We start from the raw sequence: 19,365 nt of genomic DNA, 5'->3' as shown, positions 1-19,365 counted from the left end.
TCAAGCACCGCGGAACAACAGGTTGGCCATGCACGCTGGCATCACAGGCGATTACCGAACCTGAACGCCACAAACTGCCCTTGGCGGTTTATTCAGTTTGCAAAACCGACACTTTTCCTTACGGCTTTATGATGAGCCTCTGCAACTGGAAGGAGATCCCTATGAGCAAGCATATCGTTGGATTGACTGCCGCCATGCTGTTGTGCGCGGGTACCTTGGCTGCCCTGCCGGCTACTTCGGCCCGCGCAGGGGAAGCACCGGTGAAGTGCCACCTCACCTATAGCCTTTCCGGATGGTCGGCGATTTATCAGCATGCTGAAGGACACGGCACCGTGAGATGCGATAACGGACAACGATCGGCGGTCACCATCAGCATGCATGGTGGCGGGTTGACGGCTGGCAAGTTCCACGTCAGTGGCCATGGCGACATCAGTAATGTGTATAGCATCAAGGATGTCTACGGTAGCTATGCGCAGGCCGGCGCTTCGGCTGGCATTGTGCGCAGCGGTACGGCGCAGGTGCTGACCAAAGGCACTACCTCGATCGCCTTGAGTGGTACCGGTCAAGGCGTCAATCTCGGCGTAGCCGTCGATTCCTTCAAGATCGAACCGGCGCGCTGACACGCAGAAGCTTCATGCTTGGGATGACGAGAGGCGCCTTCGGGCGCCTTTCGCTTGCGCACCCCAGCGTATACTCGCTTTTAGTCGTAGTTGGGAGTTAACCATGCGCCGCATCCTGACGATGTTCGCGATGCTCGGTTTGATGAGTCTCGCGACTTTTTCCGCATTCGCCGCGATCCATGACGGGCATCCGCAAATAGGGCAGCCCGCGCCGGCTTTCCGCCTGCAGGACCAGAATGGGCACTGGCATAGCCCCGCAGATTATCGCGGGCATTGGCTGGTGCTTTATTTTTATCCGAAGGATTTCACGCCTGGTTGCACGACCGAAGTCTGCTCGTTTCGAGATGAAGTCAATCACTTGCGTCAAGCAGGAGCAGCCGTCGTAGGGATCAGCCTGGACGACGTGAAATCACATGCGGAATTTGCCGCGAAGTATCACGTGCCTTTTCCACTGCTCTCGGATGCGAGCAGAGCGGTAGCCATTCGTTATGGCGTGCTAACGTCTGCCATAGGATTCCACTTCGCCAAGCGGACTACCTTCCTGATCGATCCGAATGGCAAGATCGCCAAGATTTACCGGGATGTGGATCCCAAGAAAAATGCCGCTCAGGTACTGGGCGATCTCAACACATTGAAGAGGGCTGCAGCCTGATGCTGATATCTCGCTCTGATCTCGAGCCGCGAAGGACATCGCGTTTTGCGTGGTGGCGTATGCTCGTTTGGGTACTGCTGTTGCTGGCCGGTTTCGGAGGCGTGGAATACATCCATAACGCCCAACTGGTGTGGGGGGCGTTGCAGCGCGTGCCGCCGGGCGACCCAGGCAATACCGTGGAGCTTCGCGGCTTGCTGGGTTGGGATCTCGGTCATTTGGCCGCCGCATTTGTGGTTATCGTGGCCTGTGCGGGTTGCATACTTCGCCAGGCTTGGGCGCGCCCGGCACTGCGCATCATCGCATTGCTGCTGTGCGTATGGAGCGCCTATCGCGGCACCTTACTCTGGCACCAGTGGACTGCGTTCAGTCAAATGGCGAGCGCCTTGTCACCAGGGCAAGCGCTGCCGACCGATTTTCGGCGCCTGTTGTTGATCGGCCTGGTACTGCGGATATTGGCTGTGCCCTTGTTGCTTTGGCTGGCTTGGCAGCTCGGCCAACCCGCCGTTCGTCTTCAGTTCCGTGCGCGCCGCGGCTGATGTACCGAGATCGGCGGATTCAGCGTCGGTTCCCGCATCGCCATTTATCGCTGTCGGTCCCCGGGAAGCCGTCCAGAAACCGGTCGCCATAGGTTTCTGGACAGTTTCTGAGATCGCGTGATCGACGGAGTTTTCTATGTGCCACTCTAACCGCTGCATGGTCGCGTGGCTGCTGATGCTTGTCTGCGGCTGCCTGCATGCGCAGGATCTGGCGAAGGTGTGCCATGCCACCAGCAGCTACGACCTCACTGTGCAACCTAACCAGTTGACCTTCGATCGGTCGGAACCGGCGCCAATGCGTGTGGTGATTGGCGCCGGTACATTGCAGACGGATGGTGTGCGAGTCCCACTCAACGACGAAGACCAGGATCGCCTGGCGCTATTTCAGCGCACGCTGCGTGCCCTGGTTCCGCGTGTGAAGGCAGTGGTCCAGCGAGGTGTGGATGTCGCACTGCGAGCCATCCAGGACGAGGCGGATAGCCTGAATCTGGATGCTGCCACGCGCGCTGAACTGCAGCAGCGGCTGGCTAGCGAGGCAGCGGAACTGCATCAGCGTGTCGCCCATAGCGAGAGCACCCATGACTGGCATGGCGATGCCGCCAACCAATACGCCAACCAGGTCATCGGCGATATCGCTCCTTTGCTTGCCTCGGCCATAGGTCAGCAAGCCATCCATGCGGCCATGAGCGGCGATTTGCAGCAAGCGGCTACGCTGCGTGAGCAGGCCATGAACCTCGCCGCCCATTTTCAGCCCCGCCTGCAGCAACGGTTGCAGGTTCTCAAGCCGCAAATCGAAGCGCTATGCCCGGACATACGGCAGCTTTCTGAGCTGCAGCAAGGCATACGGGCCAGCAACGGCCGGGCCTTGAACCTCGTTCAGGTCGGCCAGTGAGCGGCGAAATGCGAGCTGAGCGGCTCATAGATACGACAAGTAAATTTAGCCGCCGCTAAGTGCTTGTCCTGCAAGATGTCGCCATTCGTAGATTCCGATCCTGGCAGGAGGCGACCCCGTGTCGCTCGATATTCAACGTCTATGCAATGGCTTGATACGCCGCAGCATCGAATTGCGGGCGTTGTATCGCTATGCGGCGTTACGGGTAAGTGAACCCGGTCTGCGTACCGTGTTGGAAGAAGAAGCTCAATCTTTGGGCCAGGTCATTGACGAACTGCAGGCTCAAATGCGCAGCCATGACGGCACCCCCGCCACCCGGCGACGAGTCATCGGTGCGGCGCGCCAGCGCTTCGACGCGTTGCTGCCACGCAACGACGATGCCTGGATCCGGCTGCTCGCACACAGCGAACAACAGCTGATGCGGGTTTTCGAGCGTGCGCTGGCCAAGCTGGCACCGGGTGACATGGCCACTGCTTTGCATCGCCAGCTTCCGCGCCTGCATTCGATCCATCTGGATATGCACAGCCTTGCCAAGGCAGTCGGCGTCGGGCAGTGACGCATGGCAAGTCGCGCTCTCTCTCCGTTCGACGCAATGCTGATGTTGAGCCTTCGACATCAGAATGCAGGATGAAGTCGATCAACATCTAGCGCTGTAAGGCATGGACGAAGGCTTGGACCGTCGGCATCTCTTCCTTGAGTCCGTATTCGCCTTCATGCCGTTGCAACATATTGAAGATGCAGAGCTTGGGGCAGCGTGTCATTGCCTTGTTCAAGCTGCTTCATGGCGAACGGTGCGGGGCGAGCCCGAGGCTTATGCGAAGCTCATCAGCTCGAGGTAGTGATTGCGTGTTTGGGGCGCTTTCTTCGTTGGAAGGCGGTGCCAGGCAGAACGAGCGCGCCGCATCGCAACACGATCTCGCCGCACCTGGCACGGGATATTGAATTCGACGGTGACCGGGATCTTGCTCCATTCACGACCGGAGACCGAAGCATGCGCCACTATCTGCTTTTCGCGCTGTTATGCAGTGCCGCACTCAATGCCCATGCATTGCAGAGCTTACGTGTGGGAAGTCAATTACTGGTAATCGGTGACAGCGCGGCAAAAGTGAAAGCCTTGCTTGGAAATCCTTCGACCCAGACCAAGGCTACGGTGTCGAAAAAAACCTCCGGATCGGGCCAGGTTGGTACGCGCAAAAAAACGGCGTCCAGCTCAAGTGGCAAGGGCAAGAAAGCGGGAGGCGGGAAGAGTAAAAGCACTAAAAGCAAGGACGCCAAAGACAAAGGCAGTGGCGAAACCTGGATCTATCACCGCGATGGGCATACCACCACCTTCACCATGGTCGGCGGAAAAATTGCCCACATCGACGATGTTGCCCGCTAGTCTTTCGTTTCGTTTGCCGTCTCGTGTGATCTGCGCATCATGATGCGCGCAGTGCTTTCAGTAACGCACGAGGTTCCCACCTTGAATACGACTGCTCCGCTTCGCGGATCAATCCAACGATACGTGCATTCGCCGGCGCGCGCAGGCCTTTCGAAGCCGCTAGCGCCACGATTTCACCATTGATGTAATCCACCTCGGTGCGGCGGCCTGCTTGCAGATCGTCCCAGCTCGATGAGCGCGCCAATGGATCTATGGCAAGCATGCGCGAAGCCAAGCGGCGGAACAGCGTATTCGGCGTCGACAGCACCATCGGCAGCCAGCGGGCGGGGAGCGGAGTCAGTTGCGCCGGCCGGATTCCCGCGGCATCCAATATTCGCAACGCTTCGCCTTGCAGCAAGGCGAGGCAGCGCCGCCAGGCGTATTGCGCCAACTGTTCGCGCAGCGGCAGTCCGCTCAGTGCATTGAGTGGGTTGTTGAGATTGATCAACAGTTTTGCCCACATTACCGCCTGCATATCGTCGCTCTGCTGCAACGCCAAGCCACTGTTTGCGAAGACCGGCAACAAGTCCTGCAGCGCCGATGAGCGTTCCACGACCAGCTGACCGGAAGAACCCTGATGAAAATGACCGGCATCCGGTTGCGTGACATTGAAAGGGACCATGCCAGCCAACACAGGATGTCCAGGTAGCGCGGCACGTAATTCCGCCGCATTGCGCACGCCGTTCTGGAAGCTGATGACCGGCGTTCCCGGTGCGAGCACTTCGGCAAGTTCGTGTGCCACATCCATCGTTGCCGCTGATTTGACGGTGACCAGCACCGCATCCACACCACGCACGGCATGGGGTTGCCATGCCAGGTCGAGCGAGCTGGAAGCAACGTGCTGTTCGTATCCGTGCAGGTCACTGACAGTCAGTCCGGATCGCCGCAGCGTCGCTGCGATATGCGGCCTGACAATCAAGCGAACGCGTGCATGGTGGTGAAGCCTGCCACCCAGGTAATTGCCAACCATGCCGGCACCGTAAATGGCAATGCGCGGTAATGACGTCATGCGACGGCGGCGGCAGCAGCGCGTCCGACGACGCGGCCGGAGAACAGGCAGCCACCCAGGAAACTGCCTTCCAAGGCACGGTAGCCATGCAAGCCGCCGCCACCAAAGCCGGCGGCTTCGCCCGCCGCATAAAGGCCGTGCAAGGCTTCGTTGTCATGCCCCAGCACACGCCCTTGCAGATCTGTCTCCAAACCGCCCAGGGTCTTGCGGGTAAGAATATGCAGGCGTACCGCAATCAACGGACCATTGGCCGGATCAAGTATCCGATGCGGCTTGGCGACGCGTACCAGACGATCCCCCCGATAACGGCGAGCGTTATGAATGGCCATGACTTGCCCGTCCTTGGCATAAGGGTTATCGAATTGCCGATCGCGTGCCTCGATTTCCCGACGCAAATGCGATGCGTCGAGCAGGGCATTGCCAGCCAGCGCATTCATGGCGGCGACCAGATCATCCAGGTTGTCGCGCACGATAAAGTCGCGGCCGTGTTGCTTGAATGCTTCCACCGGCGCGGGCGCTTGCTTGCCGATGGCGCGTCCGGCGACTTGTCGCCAGCTCTTGCTGGTCAGGTCGGGATTCTGCTCTGAGCCCGACAATGCAAATTCCCGCCGGATGATCTGCTGATCAAGGATGAACCAGCTGTAATCGAAGCCGGTGCGGCGCAGATGTTCAAGTGTACCCATGCTATCGAAGCCCGGCCAAAGCGGACCGGGCAGGCGATTGCCGCAAGCATCGAACCAAAGCGAGGAGGGGCCCGGCAAGATACGGATCGCATGCATCGGCCAGATCGGATTCCAATTCTCGATGCCTTCCACGTAATGCCACATGCGATCACGGTTGATCAGTCGCGCTCCTGCTTGTTCACTGATGCCGAGCATGCGGCCATCCACATGCGCGGGGACGCCGCTCAGCATATGGGTGGGTGGCTGCCCCCATCGCTCCGGCCAGTTCTTTCGTACCAGTTCGTGATTGGCGCCGATGCCGCCGGAGGCCACGATGACAGCTTGCGCGTGGTATTCGAAATCGCCGACGACTTCGCGTGTGCTGGGTCTGCCGCGTTCGATGGCATCGTCCGCAAGCCGTGCGCCGTGGACGCCGATGACGTCGCCGTTGTCCGTGATCAATCCATCAACACGGTGACGGAAGGCGAAGCTCAACAAGCCTTTCGCTTGTGCTTCGCGTGCGCGCCGCACGAAGGGTTCCAGCACACCCGGACCGGTACCCCAGGTCACATGAAAACGTGGCACGGAATTACCGTGGCCGATCGCGCCATAGCCCCCACGCTCCGCCCAGCCCACCACCGGAAACCAGCGCATCCCCATGCGATGCAGCCAGGCACGTTTTTCACCCGAGGCGAAATCGACATAGGCTTCCGCCCACTGGCGAGGCCAATAGTCCTCGGGACGATCGAATGCGGCTGTCCCGAGCCAGTCCGCCAGCGCCAGCTCGCGCGAATCGCGCACGCCCATGCGGCGCTGTTCGGGAGAATCGACGAAAAACAAACCACCGAACGACCAAAACGCTTGCCCACCGAGACTTTGCTCGGGCTCCTGCTCGATCACGACAACGCGCCGGCCGGCATCGGTCAGCTCGGTCGCCGCGACCAGGCCGGCGAGTCCGCTGCCGACCACGATGGCATCGGTGGATTGCATGGGCACATCCCTGGGTGCGCTTGGAACAGCCAACTTATCGTGTGGCCCTCCATTTGCCTATGTGCGCTGCGCCATGGAGGCAGAAGCACGCCTATGACCGATGGCAGGGCGTGACGTACGGCCCATGCCGCCACTACCCCCGGCATTAAACCCTATGCCTGTCCGAACGCATCCAAGCGTGCAATGACTGAATACGGGAGGGTTGCTGCATGCGCCATCGTTTCGTCGTGTCTTTCCTGCTCTTTGGCCTGATCGCCGGCGGAGTCCAAGCCGGTGAAAGCCATCGTCATGGGCTGCAGTGCTCCTATAGCAGTGATTACGATGTGCACGTCAAGCCTGAGGGTGTCGTGTTCACCCGCAGCAGCGGATATCCCCATGATGTTTTCATGCATGACGGACAGTTGTGGATAGACGATCACGCGATGGCTGTTTCTCCGGCGGACGCGGATCGTCTACGTCAATTCGAATATCAGGTACGCAGTCTGGTACCAGCTGTCACGGCCATCGCCCGCGATGGCGTGGATATCGGTTATTCCGCGCTTGCCACGGTCGCGGCAACGCTCGCCGATAACGGCGATGAACGCACACAGCTGTTGCAGGAGTTGCGTGACCGGCGCGTCGAGGCGATGCAACACATCGACGATACGCTTGGCCGGGGTTTCTGGAACGCGGGTGATGAGGACGACCTCTTCAGCGGCAACTTGCAGAAAACGGTGGAAGATATCGTCGGCAACATCACCGGCGATGCGCTTAAAGATGCGCTCAGCGGAGACTCGACCAAACTCGCATCATTGCAAGAGCGGACCGCTGCACTGGACGCAACGCTCGACAAAGCGGTCAATCAACCGGCAGACAAGCTCGCACAGCGCGCCGAAGCGCTATGTCCCCAGCTGAGCCAACTCGATCAGCTTCAACAACACTTTCAGTTTCGCCTCTCGCACGGTGAGCGGCTGCAACTGATGACCTTAGACATGGATCGTTCCTACAAGGCAAGTCAATACGCCCAGCGTTAGTCCCCCTAAAGCCATGCTCCCCCGGCATGGGACAGTCACATGCCCGGTCTCCCTTCCGGGCATTTTTTTGCGCCGGTGTGGGAGGCCAGTTTGCAGGCTGTTAGGCTTTGCGCAGTTTTGCCAGGGACTGCGTTATGTTCGAGCGTTTTCTACACACTTCGTCTGATGACCTGATGTCATTGCTCACGCGGCACGGGCCCAGCCTGCTTGGTGCATTGCTGGTGCTAGCGATAGGTAGCTGGGCTTCCGCACGCTTGGCTAATTTCCTGCAGCGTGCGATGCAGCGTGCCGCGGTGGATCCCACCCTGAGTGGTTTCCTGCGCAATGTGCTCTACGGTGTGCTGATCGCCGTATTGATCGTGATTGCGCTACAGACGGCCGGCGTTCCGAGCGCGCCCCTTCTCGCCGCGCTGGGCGCGGGAGGTCTGGCGATCGGCCTGGCCTTGCAAGGCTCTTTGAGCAATCTTGCGTGGGGCGTGCTGCTGATCGTGTTTCGTCCGTTCAAAGTCGGGGATTTCATTCACGCCGGCGGTGTCGACGGCACGGTCGAAGGCATCAACCTCATGCACACGCAACTGATCCTGGCGGACAATCGCGAAGCCGTAGTGCCCAATGCGAAGATCGGAGCGGATGCCATCATCAATTTCAGCCGCCGCGGAACCCGGCGCTTCGAGTTGCGCGTGGGTATCGGCTATGACGACGACATCGGCAAGGCGGTGGCGGTGGTGCAGCGCTTGTTCGCTGCCGACCGCCGCATTTTGAAAGATCCCGCGCCAACGGTATGGACCGACAGCCTTGGGGACAGCAGCGTAAACCTTCTGTTGCGGGCCTACACTGCTACTGCCGATTTCTGGCCCGCGCAGACGGATTTGCTGCGCGCGGTAAAGGAGGCCTTTGACGCCGAAGGCATCAGTATTCCCTTCCCACAACGTGAGATTCGCGTGGTCACCGCCTCGCCCGGGCAATAAGCAAGACAAATTCAGCGCATACGTATGCGCACGGGGTGCTTTTGCCGTTCTTGCCATGTCCGGAATCCACTGCGGTTGCTATGATGGAAGCCTTGCGGCCGCCGTCGCCTCCCCCTGCGCGGCCGCCATCGTTCCGCAGGAGAAATCATGGCCGACCTTAAAGAAGCCCGCGTTCCGGATATCGGCGGTCACGCCGATGTGCCCGTCATCGAGGTAATGATCAAACCCGGCGACACTGTTGAAAAAGATCAGAGCCTGATCACACTGGAGTCGGATAAGGCCACGATGGAAGTGCCCGCACCGTTTGCCGGTGTGGTCAAGGAAGTCAAGCTGAAGGTAGGAGACGAAGTCTCCGAGGGCGCGCTGATTGCCGTGATCGAAGCGGCTGGCGGCGCTGCCGCTGGCCAGGCCCCGGCCAAGGCGGAAGAGCCCGCTGCCAAGGCACCCGCGCCTGCACCGGCGCCCGCCCCCGCCCCCGCTCCTCAAGTGAAGGAAGAGCCTGCTCCATTGGGCGGTCGCAGCGTACTGCCCGGTAATGCACCGGAAGGCGATGCGGCGCCGCAAGCCCGTCCGCCGTTCGACGCAAAACTGGTGATGCCGGGCGATGCCCCTTATGCCTCGCCGGCGATCCGTGCTTTTGCCCGCGAACTGGGCGTGGACGTCCACCAAGTCAAGGGCAGTGGTCGAGGTGGCCGCATCGTGCGCGAGGACGTGACCGCTTACGTCAAGCATGCGCTTGCTTCCGGCGCGCGTCCGATCCAGGGCGGCGGCGTAGCGGCCGGCGGCGGTCTCAATCTGCTGCCGTGGCCGAAGATCGATTTCGCCAAATTCGGCGAGATCGAGGAGAAGCCGCTTTCGCGTATCCAGAAGATTTCCGGCGCGAACCTCGCGCGTAACTGGGCGATGATCCCGCACGTCACCCAGCATGAAGATGCTGACATCACCGAGCTGGAGGCGTTCCGCAAGAAGCTCGGCGAAGAAAACAAGGATCTGAAGATCACCCCGCTGGTGTTCCAGATCAAGGCGGTGGTTGCGGCGCTGAAGAAATTCCCGCAGTTCAATGCCTCGCTGGACGAAAGCGGCGAGAAGTTGATCCTCAAGAAGTATTTCCACGTCGGCATCGCCGTGGATACGCCGGATGGCCTGGTCGTGCCGGTGATCCGCGATTGCGATAAGAAGGGCCTGCTCGACCTGGCGACTGAACTGGGCGAGATTTCCAAGAAAGCGCGCGACAAGAAGCTCGGTCCCAACGATATGTCCGGCGGCTGCTTCTCGATCTCCTCCCTCGGCGGCATCGGCGGCACCTCGTTCACACCGATCGTCAATGCGCCGGAAGTGGCGATCCTTGGCGTGTCCAAGGCGCAGACCAAGCCGGTGTGGAATGGCAAGGAATTCGCGCCGCGTCTGATCCTGCCGTTGTCGCTCAGCTACGACCATCGCGTCATCGATGGCGCCGTCGCCGCGCGCTTCGCCTCCTTCCTCGCCACCCAGCTTGGCGACATCCGCCGCCTGCTGCTCTGACGGGGAGAAGATCAACATGGCTACGATTGAATTGAAGGTTCCCGATATCGGCGGTCACGAAAACGTGCCGGTCATCGAGGTGATGGTAAAAGCCGGCGACACCGTGGCGAAGGAGCAAAGCCTCATCACGCTGGAGTCGGACAAGGCGACGATGGAGATTCCGGCCAGCACTGCCGGCATCATCAAGGAGTTCAAGCTGAAGGTCGGTGATGAGGTGTCCGAAGGTGCCGTCATCGCCATCCTCGAGGTGGCCGGCGCCGAAGCGGAAGCATCCACGCCGGCGACGCCTGCGCCGGCTCCCGCACCCGCCGCAGCACCCGCACCCGCCGCGACCCCTGCCAAGGCGGCTGCACCCGCGCCGCAAGCTGCAGATGCTACCGGTCGTACGGCTGACATCGAATGCAAGTTGGTCGTACTCGGCTCCGGTCCGGGCGGCTATACGGCCGCTTTCCGCGCAGCGGACCTGGGTGTCGATACCGTGCTGGTGGAACGCTATGCCTCGCTCGGCGGCGTATGCCTCAATGTGGGTTGCATTCCGTCCAAGGCGTTGCTGCATGCGGCCGCCGTGATCGACGAAGCCGACGCGATGGCCGCGCACGGTGTGAGCTTCGGCAAACCCAAGATCGACATCGACAAACTGCGCGGCTTCAAGAGCAAAGTCGTCGGCCAGCTCACCGGTGGTCTCGCCGGCATGGCGAAGCAGCGCAAGGTGCGAACCGTACAAGGTGTGGGCAACTTTGTCTCGCCGAATGAAATGGAAGTCCAGACGGCCGAAGGCAAGAAGCTGATCCGCTTCGAATACGCCATCATCGCCGCCGGCTCGCAAGCGGTGAAGCTGCCCGCATTCCCGTGGGATGACCAGCGCATCATGGATTCCACCGATGCGCTCGACTTGAAGGATGTACCCGCCAAGTTGCTCGTCGTGGGCGGTGGCATCATCGGCCTGGAAATGGCGACCGTATACGCCGCGCTCGGCAGTGAAGTGACCGTGGTCGAGTTCATGGACCAGATCATTCCCGGTGCGGATGCCGATCTCATCAAGCCACTGGCCAAGCGTCTGGGCAGCAAGCTCAAGGGCGTACACCTCAAGACCAAGGTAGTGGAAGCCACGGCCACCAAGAAAGGCATCGAAGTCAGCTACGAAGGGGAAAGCATCCCCGCTACCACCGTGTTCGATCGGGTGCTGGTCTCCGTGGGCCGTTCGCCGAACGGCAACAAGATCGGTGCGGACAAGGCCGGCGTGGCCGTCACCGAGCGCGGCTTCATCAACGTCGATACGCAGATGCGTACCAACGTGCCGCACATCTTCGCCATCGGCGACCTGGTCGGCCAGCCGATGCTCGCGCACAAGGCGACGCACGAGGCCAAGGTGGCTGCCGAAGTCGTGGCAGGCATGAAGAGCTATTTCGACGCCCGCGTGATCCCTTCGGTGGCGTATACCGATCCGGAAGTTGCATGGGTGGGTGTCACCGAACGCGAAGCGAAGGAAAAAGGCCTCAAGATCGGCGTCGGCAAATTCCCGTGGGTGGCCAGTGGCCGCGCCATCGGCATCGACCGCACGGAAGGCTTCACCAAGCTGGTGTTCGATGAGGAAACGCATCGCGTCGTCGGCGGCGCCATCGTGGGTCCGCATGCCGGCGACCTGATTTCGGAAATCGCGCTCGCGATCGAAATGGGCGCGGAAGCCGCCGATATCGGCCTCACCATTCACCCGCATCCGACCCTGAGCGAATCGGTAGGCATGGCGGCCGAAGTTTACGAAGGCACCATCACCGATCTGTACATGCCAAAGAAAAAATAGTTCGACACTTTGCGGTGTACAAAAAGCCCGGGATTTCCCGGGCTTTTTTTAGTCCTGCGCAAACAGATCGCTTTGCACCATGAAGCTGTCCTGGTCTACAAAACCGGACATGCCGACACCGACCAGTCGATAACGGCTCTCGGCGGGGCGATCCACTCGTTCGCGTAATGCACAAGCCACATCGGCGAGTTCGTTTGCAGATTGCGGGCGCATCGATGGCGTAAGGCTGCGAGTGAGAGTATGAAAGTCGGCCGTCTTGAGCTTGAGCACGATCGTGCGCGCAATGCGTCCACGCTGCGCTTCGCGTTGCTGGGCAGCCCAGGTTTTTTCCGCCAGGCGGCGGATATGTGGCTCCAGTTCGTCCAGCGTGAGATCGTGCTCGAAGGTGTCTTCGGCCGATACCTGCATGGCAAACTGATTCGATTGCACGGTGTGTTCGTCAATGCCCAGCGACAGCTCATGCAGTCGTCGTCCCCAACGTCCGAAGCGCTGCTCCAGTTCGGCAAGAGGTATGTCGCGCAACTGGCCCACCAACGTAATGCCGAGCGCAACAAGCTTTGCCTCCATCACCTTGCCCACCCCGGGCAACCGTCCTACCGGCAGGGGCGCAAGAAAACCCAGCACCTGATGCGGCCGGATCACGAACAAACCGTCTGGCTTGTTCCAGTCGGAAGCGATTTTGGCGAGGAATTTATTCGGCGCCACGCCAGCCGAGGCGGTGAGTTGCGTTTCTTCGCGAATCGCCGCGCGAATCGCCTCCGCGGTGGCGGTGGCGGAAGGCAGCCCGGTCTTGGTCGTGGTGACGTCCAGATAAGCCTCATCCAGCGACAACGGTTCGATGAGGTCGGTATGACGCGCGAAAATCTCACGCACCTTGCGCGACACCGCTTTGTAACGCACGAAATCCGGCGGTACGAATACCGCGTGGGGGCATAGCCGCTCGGCGCGCACCGCCGGCATGGCCGAACGCACACCGAACTTGCGTGCCTCGTAGCTTGCCGCGCACACCACCGAGCGCGCCCCACGCCACGCTACCACGACAGGCTTGTCGCGCAGGGAAGGGTCGTCACGCTGCTCCACCGATGCGTAAAACGCATCCATGTCGACATGAAGGATCTTGCGTGGCGGATTGGGCACGGTGCGTGCGAGGAGCTGGGCGACGGCAGAATTCTAGGGGAGATAGCTCGTTCGCAACCGTACTGCTTCCATGCAGAACGAGTGCGGCATTCGCAAATACTATTGCTGTATAGTCCATCCATTGCAAATAGCAATCATGATGCCTGTGAAAGCGCTAGACCTTGATGCCGTCAAAGCTTTCGTCTTTGTTGCGGACTTGCAAAGCTTCACGCGCGCAGCGGAGGCCCTTCACACTACGCAGTCGACCATCAGCCTCAAATTGCGCCGTCTGGAAGATCAGCTTGGCCGACGGTTGCTGGAGCGTACGCCGCGGCAGGTACGTTTGTCGGCAGAGGGCGCGGTATTTCTCGAAGCGGCGCGATCGCTCGTAGGCGCGCACGAGCGTGCGGTGTCTTCGTTCCAGGCAGAGCAGCGGCGACTGGTGATCGGTGTCAGCCATCTGATCGTCGGCAGCGAGTTGCCGGGCTTATTGCGTCGTATGAATGAGCATGACCCGAATCTGCTCATCGAAATGCGTGTCGCGGGTTCGCGCGAGGTCATGCAGGCTTACGAGGAAGGCACGCTGGACGCAGCCTTGGTCGCCCAGCCGCAACATCGCCGTCACCAGGGCGAAGTGATCTTTACCGAAAACTTTGCGTGGATTGCCGCAGCCCATTGGGAGCCTCGCGCCGGCCAACCGCTCTCTCTTTCAACGCAAGGTGAGTCATGCAGTATTCGCACGGCAGCGGTGGACGCGCTCGATCAAGCAGGTATTGCATGGACCGAGGTTTTCATCGGCAAAGGTGCTGCGGTCGTCGGTGCGGCTGCTGCTGCCGGCTTGGCGGTCGCCATACTTGCCCGCCGCACCGCGCCCAGCGGCACCGTCGATATCGCGCCGGTTTTGTCGTTGCCGGCGCTGCCCACTCTGGATGTGGTGCTTTATTCGGCGCTCAACGATCAGCGTTCGCGTCATGCGTTGCGTACACTGGCGACGGCGTTCAAAAGTCTTTCCGCGGCATAGCGAAGTGATGCGTGGCCTTCGGTGCAAAGAGCGAGGCCATCATCAGCTCACACCAGTAATGGCGTCGCCCTTGCCTGTCTTCCTCAATCCACCTTCTGCCAGACCACTTCGCCGTGCACACCCTGTGCCGCCCCACTCGTGGGTTTTGGCACGATGTAGGTGATTTGATTGCCTTTTAGCATGTAGGTCGTTTTACGGTCGTGCCCGGTCCAGTTGGGGAAAGAAGCCTGATCGATGTGCGTCATCATCCGGTTACCCTGGATGCTGATGCTGCCGTAGTGTGCGTTGCTATCCAGCGACGCAGCGCGGTATTCCTCGGGCGTACCTTTGGATTTGTCGCCTGACGCGAACGGCATGCGCCGCGCGCGTACGATCTGCATCATGTAGTGACCATGCGCATCGATCATCCAAGAGCCCGTTGGGTGGGGGCCATAGAGCTCGATCCGGTGACCATCCGGGTAGACGTTGTCACAACGCACCAAAGCCCAGGTACCGACCAGCCACGCAGGCACAGGCATGTGGCTGGAGGCCATGCTGGCCATCTCGGCTTGTGGCTGGGCTTGCTCCTGGGGTAGCGGAGCGGCTTGTGCGATGGATGCAAAAAACGTGAGCGTGGCCGCAGTCAATCCAAAGATTTTTCGACGATAAACCTGCATGGAGATTCCTCTGAATGCTCATGGTGGGGCGCGAGCACTCTATGCCCGGCCCGCTACGCATGAACACAGGGTGGAATCGTATTTCAGTGATTGCACATCCTGATGATTGGGGTGTGGGCTTGAAAAACGCATCTCCTCCTTTTGCAAACATCACTTTGAGACTGTTCGGGCTTTTGCGCCCCCTCGTCCAAACCCTATGTTCCCTGTTTCACGTTGACGCGCATGCCCTAGCGCCGTGCGTCGCCTTCACCCGGGAACTCACCCATGCCCCTCTCACAGGACGTCGCGGCGGCGTCGCCCCCGCTTGCCCGATGCACACGGTTCATCGCCTTCGCCTCCTCCGCGGAGTGTTGCCGCGCATGATCCTCAGCCCACCCTTCCTGCCGCAGGTCGATCCGGCCACCGCCACCTCCGACGATCCCTTGATGGACATCGTGGACGGCTACGAAGCGTGGCACGGCAAATACCCCATCGCCGCCGACCGCCGCTGGCATCCGGGCGTGCACCTGACCCCGCCCGTCGCCGGCGCCGTGCACGCCATCGCCGACGGCGAAGTAGTCGCCTTCCGCGTCTGCCAGCACGCGCACGGCCCCACCCCCGACGAGCGCGACAGCCATGCCGGCTTCGTCCTGCTCAAGCACACCCTGGAGACCGGCGAAGGCCGCACGCTCACCTTCTATTCGCTCTACATGCACCTGCTGCCCTTGAGCGAATACCGGTTCATCGGCAGCGGCCTGGAAGACCTGCTGCCCGCGTTCCTGCGCCAGCCCACGCCCGATTCCCACACCCCGCACCGGATCGGCAAGGCCCAGCCCGGCGAAGGCCGCAAGGTCGCCCGCAAGGCCATCCTCGGCTGGCTCGGCCAGTGCCACACGCTGCAGCACCTGCACCTGGAAATCTTCGTGCGCGCGCCGGACTTCCAGGCCTACTTCGGCCCCACCGCCCTGCGCGGTCCGCTGCCGCCGCCGTCCACCGATGTGTGGGGCCATACCTATTACGTGATCCCCGGTGCGCAGACCTTTCACCGCCTGCCGCCCCGGTCGCCGCCCCCGTCCGGCGACAAGGACACGCCACCCCCCGACTACTTCCCGCCGCTGCAGGACGGCACGCTGGCGCCCGGCCACACCTTGTACGTGGAAGTGTTCTTCCACCACGGCCAGCGCTACACCCGTTCCTGGCTGGACCGTGGCGAGGGTCAGCGCGTGGCGCTCAGCGACGCGCCGGTGCGCGATCCGTTCAAGGACTACGAATACACCCTCTACGCACGCGCCACGGCGCTGTATCCGGCCTGCCCCAGCGAGGGCTACGAACTGCTGCGCTTCGGCCGCACCCTGGGTGATGCGCCCACCCTGGTCAGCCCGCCCGCGCATCTGCCCGACCAGTACAGCGCCCCCGGCGTGCGCCGGCGCAATCCCGCCCCCGATCCGCGCGCCACCTGGGTGGCGGTGATGTTCGCGGAAGGCACGCTCGGTTATCTCGACATCAGCCCGGACTCCATCCACAAATGCTCCGATGCGCAGTTCCCGCGCTTCACCGGCTGGCACACCGTCGACAGCGCGGCGATGACGCCGTTCGATGACGACGGGCTCTGCAGCCACGTGGCGCTGTGCACCTTGCTGGGCGATGACGAGGGCGCGGACAACGCGCGCCAGCCCGACCGCCTCCAGCGCGACGAAGCCCAACGCCTGCATGCCTACCTGGAAGAGCGCGATGCCCTGCGCCACCGGCTGCGCGGATTCGTCTGCCAGACCACCAGCCCGTGGGACGCCTCGCTCAACCCCTGGCGCTACCGCCTGCTGACCGAACCGGGCGGGTATTTCTACGAACGCCAGGAGGAAGACCCCGACGGTTACCGCACCTTCTTCGACTACTGGGAAACCATGCAGTTCTGGAGCGAGACCGGCCTGCAGCCCGGCGAGACGCTGTGGTACTTCCATCCGCTGCGCTTTATCCGGCATTTCCGGCGTTGCGGGTGGTTGAGCGAGGAAGAGTTGATCCAGACCTTGCCGACCTCCGCGATGCGGCCGGTGGCGCTGGACAAGTGGGTGACGGAGCCGGTGGATTTGACCCAGGGCAGAAAAGACACTGCTGACAGAACTTACATTGAACTCAACAAATCGCTACGCAAATACAACATCGCGCCCAACCCCTGGCGCATGGCCGCATTCCTGGCCAATGCGTTCGTGGAGACGGAATGGCTGAGCAAGTTGTACGAGAAAAACCTCGATGCCTGGTACTACCCCTGGGACGGGCGCGGCTTCTTGCAGCTGACCGGACCGGACAACTACATCAAGTACTGGCGCTTCCTGGGGCGCGACGTTCCGAAGGCGTTGGAAAACGAACTCGACGCTGCCGCGAAGAGTGCGCAGGCTGAGTTCCTGGACTGCGCCAAGGATGCCGCCGAGGCGAGGCGGCGAGGTGACCAACAAGCGTATGAGAGAGCGAAGGCCAGGGCGAAACGAGCCAATGCAGGACTGCGGGATGCCGACCATCCGGGACTGACGCCGCAAATTCTTCAATGGCGGAAAGACGTCTCGGACGGCCACCACGATCCCGTTGCAAGCGCCGGCGCCTATTGGGCCTGGAGCGGTGTAGCCCGCTATGCCGACCGGCCGCCCGACTGGATCTGGCGCGTGCAGTATCCCGACAACACCAAGAAGGCCGAGGTGTACTACCGCAGCGACAGCTTCGGTCAGGTGGCGGCCATAGTGAACTATGGCCGCCCCGTCAAAAGTCCCAAGGACTTCGCCCGCATCAACGGCATCGTCGCGCGCTTCCAGGCGTATGTCTATGCGGTGGTCATGCTCACCGATGGCACACAATTTCCCGATTGAAACGAGCAGATGCACGAGCTGCCGGAAGGGTTTGAACGGAGGGAGGTGGAATGAACTACGGAAGAATCATGGGAGCCGTATTCGGCTTGGCAGTGGCTACGGCTTGTGCGGCGCAGCCCAAAAATAATCACGTTGTCGAGCATGAAGTGGCGTTTGATGGGTGCCATTTCACAATGAAAGACCCTTATAACGGGACACTTGCTGCAACGAAACGTAGCACGCCAGTATTGGCTAATTACGACGCCACTATTAACCCCAATGCCAGCCATCCCTTCGATACGTGGATTCAATTCAGTTGCCAAAATCCAGTCACATCGAAAACGTATCTGGATCTAACCAGTACTCGACTGACTTCGCATGGATGGAAACTGGATACCTCCAAAGAGGATCCGAATTTCCCCAATCCCAAAACCACGCTGTATGTTTTTCATGGCAAGGGATGGATCGGTGCCGGGACTACCCAGGACGACACCGATGGCGATGAGGCACGCAGAGGCCGCAGCTTCAACTTCTGCATTCCGCATCGAAAATTAGCGCTTTGCGGCTCCGTGCAAAGCGTCGGTTTTCTGATGTGGCCCAAGGAGTCCACGCTTCCTCAGATCATCACGCTTCTGGAAAGCATCGAGTTTATCGATCCACCTTCTTCAGCCAGCAGCGCTACGCCTACGACACCGCCTCCACCGACTACCTCTTCGGCCCAATGAGTGCTCTCTTGAGCGGCACGGCCCGCTATGCCGATCGGCCGCCCGACTGGATCTGGCGCGTGCAGTATCCCTACAACACGAAGAAGGCCGAGGTGTATTACCGCAGCGACAGCTTCGGTCAGGTGGCGGCCATAGTGAACTATGGCCGCCCCGTCAAAAGTCCCAGGGACTTCGCCCGCATCAACGGCATCGTGGCGCGCTTCCAGGCGTATGCCTATGCGGTGGTCATGCTGACTGACGGTACGCAGTTTCCTGATGGAAACGAGCAGATGCATGAGTTGCCGGAAGGGTTTGAACGGAGGGAGGTGGAATGAAATACGGAAGAATGATGGTGGCAGTGTTGGGCTTGGCAGTGGCTACGGCGTATGCGGCGCAGTCAAAGAATAATCCTGTTGTCGAGCATGAAGTGGCGTTCGACGGATGCCACTTTAAAGTGGCTGATGCATATGGAGGCCGAATTACCGGAGCCAGCTATTTTGCCAACATCCACCCCAATGCCAGCCATCCCTTCGATACGTGGATTCAATTCGATTGCCTAAAGAATGCCAAGCCAAACGAGATCGCAGATGTCTCAGGCGTAACGAAAATCCACGGCAGATGGGTGTTGGCTGAGGACAATGTGGCAGGAGTAAATACACAGCTATATACGCTTCACGGGAAGGACTGGGATGGAGCGGGCATTACGCAAGACGACCAACCCAGCCAAAGCCGTTCTTTTGTCTTCTGTCTCGTCCACGGGCCACAAGCACTATGCGGCTGGGATAGCGAGGTTATGAACCTTGCCTATCCCAAAGAATCGGTCCTTCCCCAGATCATCAAGCTTCTGGAAAGCATCGAGTTTATCGATCCACCTTCTTCGTCCAGCGGCGCTACGCCTACGACACCGCCTCCACCGACTACCTCTTCGGTGCAATGAGTGCTTTCTGGAGCGGTGGTGTTCGCTATGCCGC

19 protein-coding genes are annotated in these 19,365 nt (G+C 60.7%); 15 read left to right on the top strand and 4 right to left on the bottom strand.

Going from position 1 to position 19,365, the window contains the following annotated elements:
• Window positions 1-161: 161 nt before the first annotated feature.
• The 6 genes from AC4HNJ_RS04685 to AC4HNJ_RS04660 all read left to right on the top strand — a co-directional run bounded on the left by AC4HNJ_RS04685 (window position 162) and on the right by AC4HNJ_RS04660 (window position 4,081).
• The gene (locus AC4HNJ_RS04685; protein ID WP_490478361.1) at window positions 162-620 is read left to right on the top strand and encodes a hypothetical protein; all 459 of its coding nucleotides are present in this window, start codon (window positions 162-164) and stop codon (window positions 618-620) included.
• Window positions 621-723: 103 nt separating this feature from the next.
• A complete protein-coding gene (locus tag AC4HNJ_RS04680) occupies window positions 724-1,272 on the top strand; it encodes a peroxiredoxin (RefSeq protein ID WP_490478360.1) in 549 nt (182 codons plus the stop codon).
• 59 nt (window positions 1,273-1,331) lie between these two features.
• Window positions 1,332-1,808: a hypothetical protein gene (locus tag AC4HNJ_RS04675; protein ID WP_490478359.1), complete on the top strand. Its 477-nt coding sequence runs from the start codon at window positions 1,332-1,334 to the stop codon at window positions 1,806-1,808.
• A 136-nt stretch (window positions 1,809-1,944) separates the two neighbouring features.
• Window positions 1,945-2,700: a DUF2884 family protein gene (locus AC4HNJ_RS04670; protein WP_490478358.1), complete on the top strand. Its 756-nt coding sequence runs from the start codon at window positions 1,945-1,947 to the stop codon at window positions 2,698-2,700.
• Window positions 2,701-2,818: 118 nt separating this feature from the next.
• Window positions 2,819-3,256: a DUF2383 domain-containing protein gene (locus AC4HNJ_RS04665; RefSeq protein WP_490478357.1), complete on the top strand. Its 438-nt coding sequence runs from the start codon at window positions 2,819-2,821 to the stop codon at window positions 3,254-3,256.
• 435 nt (window positions 3,257-3,691) lie between these two features.
• Window positions 3,692-4,081, top strand: coding sequence for a hypothetical protein (locus AC4HNJ_RS04660; protein WP_490478356.1), 390 nt, complete (start codon window positions 3,692-3,694; stop codon window positions 4,079-4,081).
• Between the two features lie 37 nt (window positions 4,082-4,118).
• On the opposite strand, the gene AC4HNJ_RS04655 is transcribed toward AC4HNJ_RS04660, so the two are convergent.
• A complete protein-coding gene (locus AC4HNJ_RS04655; protein ID WP_490478355.1) occupies window positions 4,119-5,129 on the bottom strand; it encodes a 2-dehydropantoate 2-reductase in 1,011 nt (336 codons plus the stop codon).
• Window positions 5,126-6,781, bottom strand: a complete 1,656-nt coding sequence (locus AC4HNJ_RS04650; RefSeq protein ID WP_490478354.1) for an FAD-binding dehydrogenase — start codon at window positions 6,779-6,781, stop codon at window positions 5,126-5,128. Before AC4HNJ_RS04650 ends, AC4HNJ_RS04655 begins: the two co-directional genes overlap by 4 nt.
• 209 nt (window positions 6,782-6,990) lie before the next feature.
• Here AC4HNJ_RS04650 and AC4HNJ_RS04645 point away from each other — a divergent pair, with 209 nt between their 5' ends.
• The 4 genes from AC4HNJ_RS04645 (at window position 6,991) to lpdA (ending at window position 12,084) form a co-directional block, all read left to right on the top strand.
• On the top strand, window positions 6,991-7,794 hold the full coding sequence (locus tag AC4HNJ_RS04645) for a DUF2884 family protein (RefSeq protein ID WP_490478353.1): 804 nt from the start codon (window positions 6,991-6,993) through the stop codon (window positions 7,792-7,794).
• 173 nt (window positions 7,795-7,967) lie between these two features.
• A complete protein-coding gene (locus AC4HNJ_RS04640; RefSeq protein WP_490478352.1) occupies window positions 7,968-8,762 on the top strand; it encodes a mechanosensitive ion channel family protein in 795 nt (264 codons plus the stop codon).
• A 147-nt stretch (window positions 8,763-8,909) separates the two neighbouring features.
• On the top strand, window positions 8,910-10,283 hold the full coding sequence (gene aceF, locus AC4HNJ_RS04635) for a dihydrolipoyllysine-residue acetyltransferase (protein ID WP_490478351.1): 1,374 nt from the start codon (window positions 8,910-8,912) through the stop codon (window positions 10,281-10,283).
• A 16-nt stretch (window positions 10,284-10,299) separates the two neighbouring features.
• Window positions 10,300-12,084: a dihydrolipoyl dehydrogenase gene (lpdA, locus tag AC4HNJ_RS04630; protein WP_490478350.1), complete on the top strand. Its 1,785-nt coding sequence runs from the start codon at window positions 10,300-10,302 to the stop codon at window positions 12,082-12,084.
• Window positions 12,085-12,132: 48 nt separating this feature from the next.
• Here the strand turns inward: lpdA and dinB are convergent, their stop codons facing one another.
• The gene (dinB, locus tag AC4HNJ_RS04625) at window positions 12,133-13,221 is read right to left on the bottom strand and encodes a DNA polymerase IV (protein WP_490478349.1); all 1,089 of its coding nucleotides are present in this window, start codon (window positions 13,219-13,221) and stop codon (window positions 12,133-12,135) included.
• A gap of 136 nt (window positions 13,222-13,357) precedes the next feature.
• Between dinB and AC4HNJ_RS04620 the strand changes: the two genes are divergently transcribed.
• A complete protein-coding gene (locus tag AC4HNJ_RS04620) occupies window positions 13,358-14,221 on the top strand; it encodes a LysR family transcriptional regulator (RefSeq protein ID WP_490478348.1) in 864 nt (287 codons plus the stop codon).
• Between the two features lie 83 nt (window positions 14,222-14,304).
• Here AC4HNJ_RS04620 and AC4HNJ_RS04615 read toward each other — a convergent pair whose 3' ends face one another.
• The gene (locus tag AC4HNJ_RS04615; protein WP_490478347.1) at window positions 14,305-14,877 is read right to left on the bottom strand and encodes a lipocalin-like domain-containing protein; all 573 of its coding nucleotides are present in this window, start codon (window positions 14,875-14,877) and stop codon (window positions 14,305-14,307) included.
• Window positions 14,878-15,236: 359 nt separating this feature from the next.
• Between AC4HNJ_RS04615 and AC4HNJ_RS04610 the strand changes: the two genes are divergently transcribed.
• Genes AC4HNJ_RS04610 through AC4HNJ_RS04595 form a run of 4 tightly spaced genes read left to right on the top strand, consistent with a single transcriptional unit; the run spans window position 15,237 to window position 19,331 of the window.
• Window positions 15,237-17,711, top strand: coding sequence for a hypothetical protein (locus AC4HNJ_RS04610; RefSeq protein WP_490478346.1), 2,475 nt, complete (start codon window positions 15,237-15,239; stop codon window positions 17,709-17,711).
• A 50-nt stretch (window positions 17,712-17,761) separates the two neighbouring features.
• Window positions 17,762-18,415, top strand: a complete 654-nt coding sequence (locus tag AC4HNJ_RS04605) for a hypothetical protein (protein ID WP_490478345.1) — start codon at window positions 17,762-17,764, stop codon at window positions 18,413-18,415.
• A gap of 8 nt (window positions 18,416-18,423) precedes the next feature.
• Window positions 18,424-18,729, top strand: coding sequence for a hypothetical protein (locus AC4HNJ_RS04600; protein WP_490478344.1), 306 nt, complete (start codon window positions 18,424-18,426; stop codon window positions 18,727-18,729).
• Window positions 18,726-19,331 carry a hypothetical protein gene (locus AC4HNJ_RS04595; protein WP_490478343.1) on the top strand — a complete coding sequence of 202 codons (606 nt, stop codon included), beginning with the start codon at window positions 18,726-18,728 and terminating at the stop codon, window positions 19,329-19,331. The genes AC4HNJ_RS04600 and AC4HNJ_RS04595 overlap by 4 nt, the downstream gene beginning before the upstream one ends.
• Window positions 19,332-19,365: the final 34 nt, after the last annotated feature.

The organism is Dyella sp. SYSU CM1112 (assembly GCF_058216415.1).
This window is presented reverse-complemented; position numbering and strand designations above follow the sequence as displayed.

Excerpts from the sequence above, each read along its gene's own strand:
- AC4HNJ_RS04685 (WP_490478361.1), top strand. The coding sequence starts at position 162 with ATGAGCAAGCATATCGTTGGATTGACTGCCGCCATGCTGTTGTGCGCG.
- AC4HNJ_RS04680 (WP_490478360.1), top strand. The coding sequence starts at position 724 with ATGCGCCGCATCCTGACGATGTTCGCGATGCTCGGTTTGATGAGTCTC.
- AC4HNJ_RS04675 (WP_490478359.1), top strand. The coding sequence starts at position 1,332 with ATGCTCGTTTGGGTACTGCTGTTGCTGGCCGGTTTCGGAGGCGTGGAA.
- AC4HNJ_RS04670 (WP_490478358.1), top strand. The coding sequence starts at position 1,945 with ATGTGCCACTCTAACCGCTGCATGGTCGCGTGGCTGCTGATGCTTGTC.
- AC4HNJ_RS04660 (WP_490478356.1), top strand. The coding sequence starts at position 3,692 with ATGCGCCACTATCTGCTTTTCGCGCTGTTATGCAGTGCCGCACTCAAT.
- AC4HNJ_RS04655 (WP_490478355.1), bottom strand. The coding sequence starts at position 5,129 with ATGACGTCATTACCGCGCATTGCCATTTACGGTGCCGGCATGGTTGGC.
- AC4HNJ_RS04650 (WP_490478354.1), bottom strand. The coding sequence starts at position 6,781 with ATGCAATCCACCGATGCCATCGTGGTCGGCAGCGGACTCGCCGGCCTG.
- AC4HNJ_RS04645 (WP_490478353.1), top strand. The coding sequence starts at position 6,991 with ATGCGCCATCGTTTCGTCGTGTCTTTCCTGCTCTTTGGCCTGATCGCC.
- AC4HNJ_RS04640 (WP_490478352.1), top strand. The coding sequence starts at position 7,968 with ATGTCATTGCTCACGCGGCACGGGCCCAGCCTGCTTGGTGCATTGCTG.
- aceF (WP_490478351.1), top strand. The coding sequence starts at position 8,910 with ATGGCCGACCTTAAAGAAGCCCGCGTTCCGGATATCGGCGGTCACGCC.
- lpdA (WP_490478350.1), top strand. The coding sequence starts at position 10,300 with ATGGCTACGATTGAATTGAAGGTTCCCGATATCGGCGGTCACGAAAAC.
- AC4HNJ_RS04620 (WP_490478348.1), top strand. The coding sequence starts at position 13,358 with ATGATGCCTGTGAAAGCGCTAGACCTTGATGCCGTCAAAGCTTTCGTC.
- AC4HNJ_RS04615 (WP_490478347.1), bottom strand. The coding sequence starts at position 14,877 with ATGCAGGTTTATCGTCGAAAAATCTTTGGATTGACTGCGGCCACGCTC.
- AC4HNJ_RS04610 (WP_490478346.1), top strand. The coding sequence starts at position 15,237 with ATGATCCTCAGCCCACCCTTCCTGCCGCAGGTCGATCCGGCCACCGCC.
- AC4HNJ_RS04605 (WP_490478345.1), top strand. The coding sequence starts at position 17,762 with ATGAACTACGGAAGAATCATGGGAGCCGTATTCGGCTTGGCAGTGGCT.
- AC4HNJ_RS04595 (WP_490478343.1), top strand. The coding sequence starts at position 18,726 with ATGAAATACGGAAGAATGATGGTGGCAGTGTTGGGCTTGGCAGTGGCT.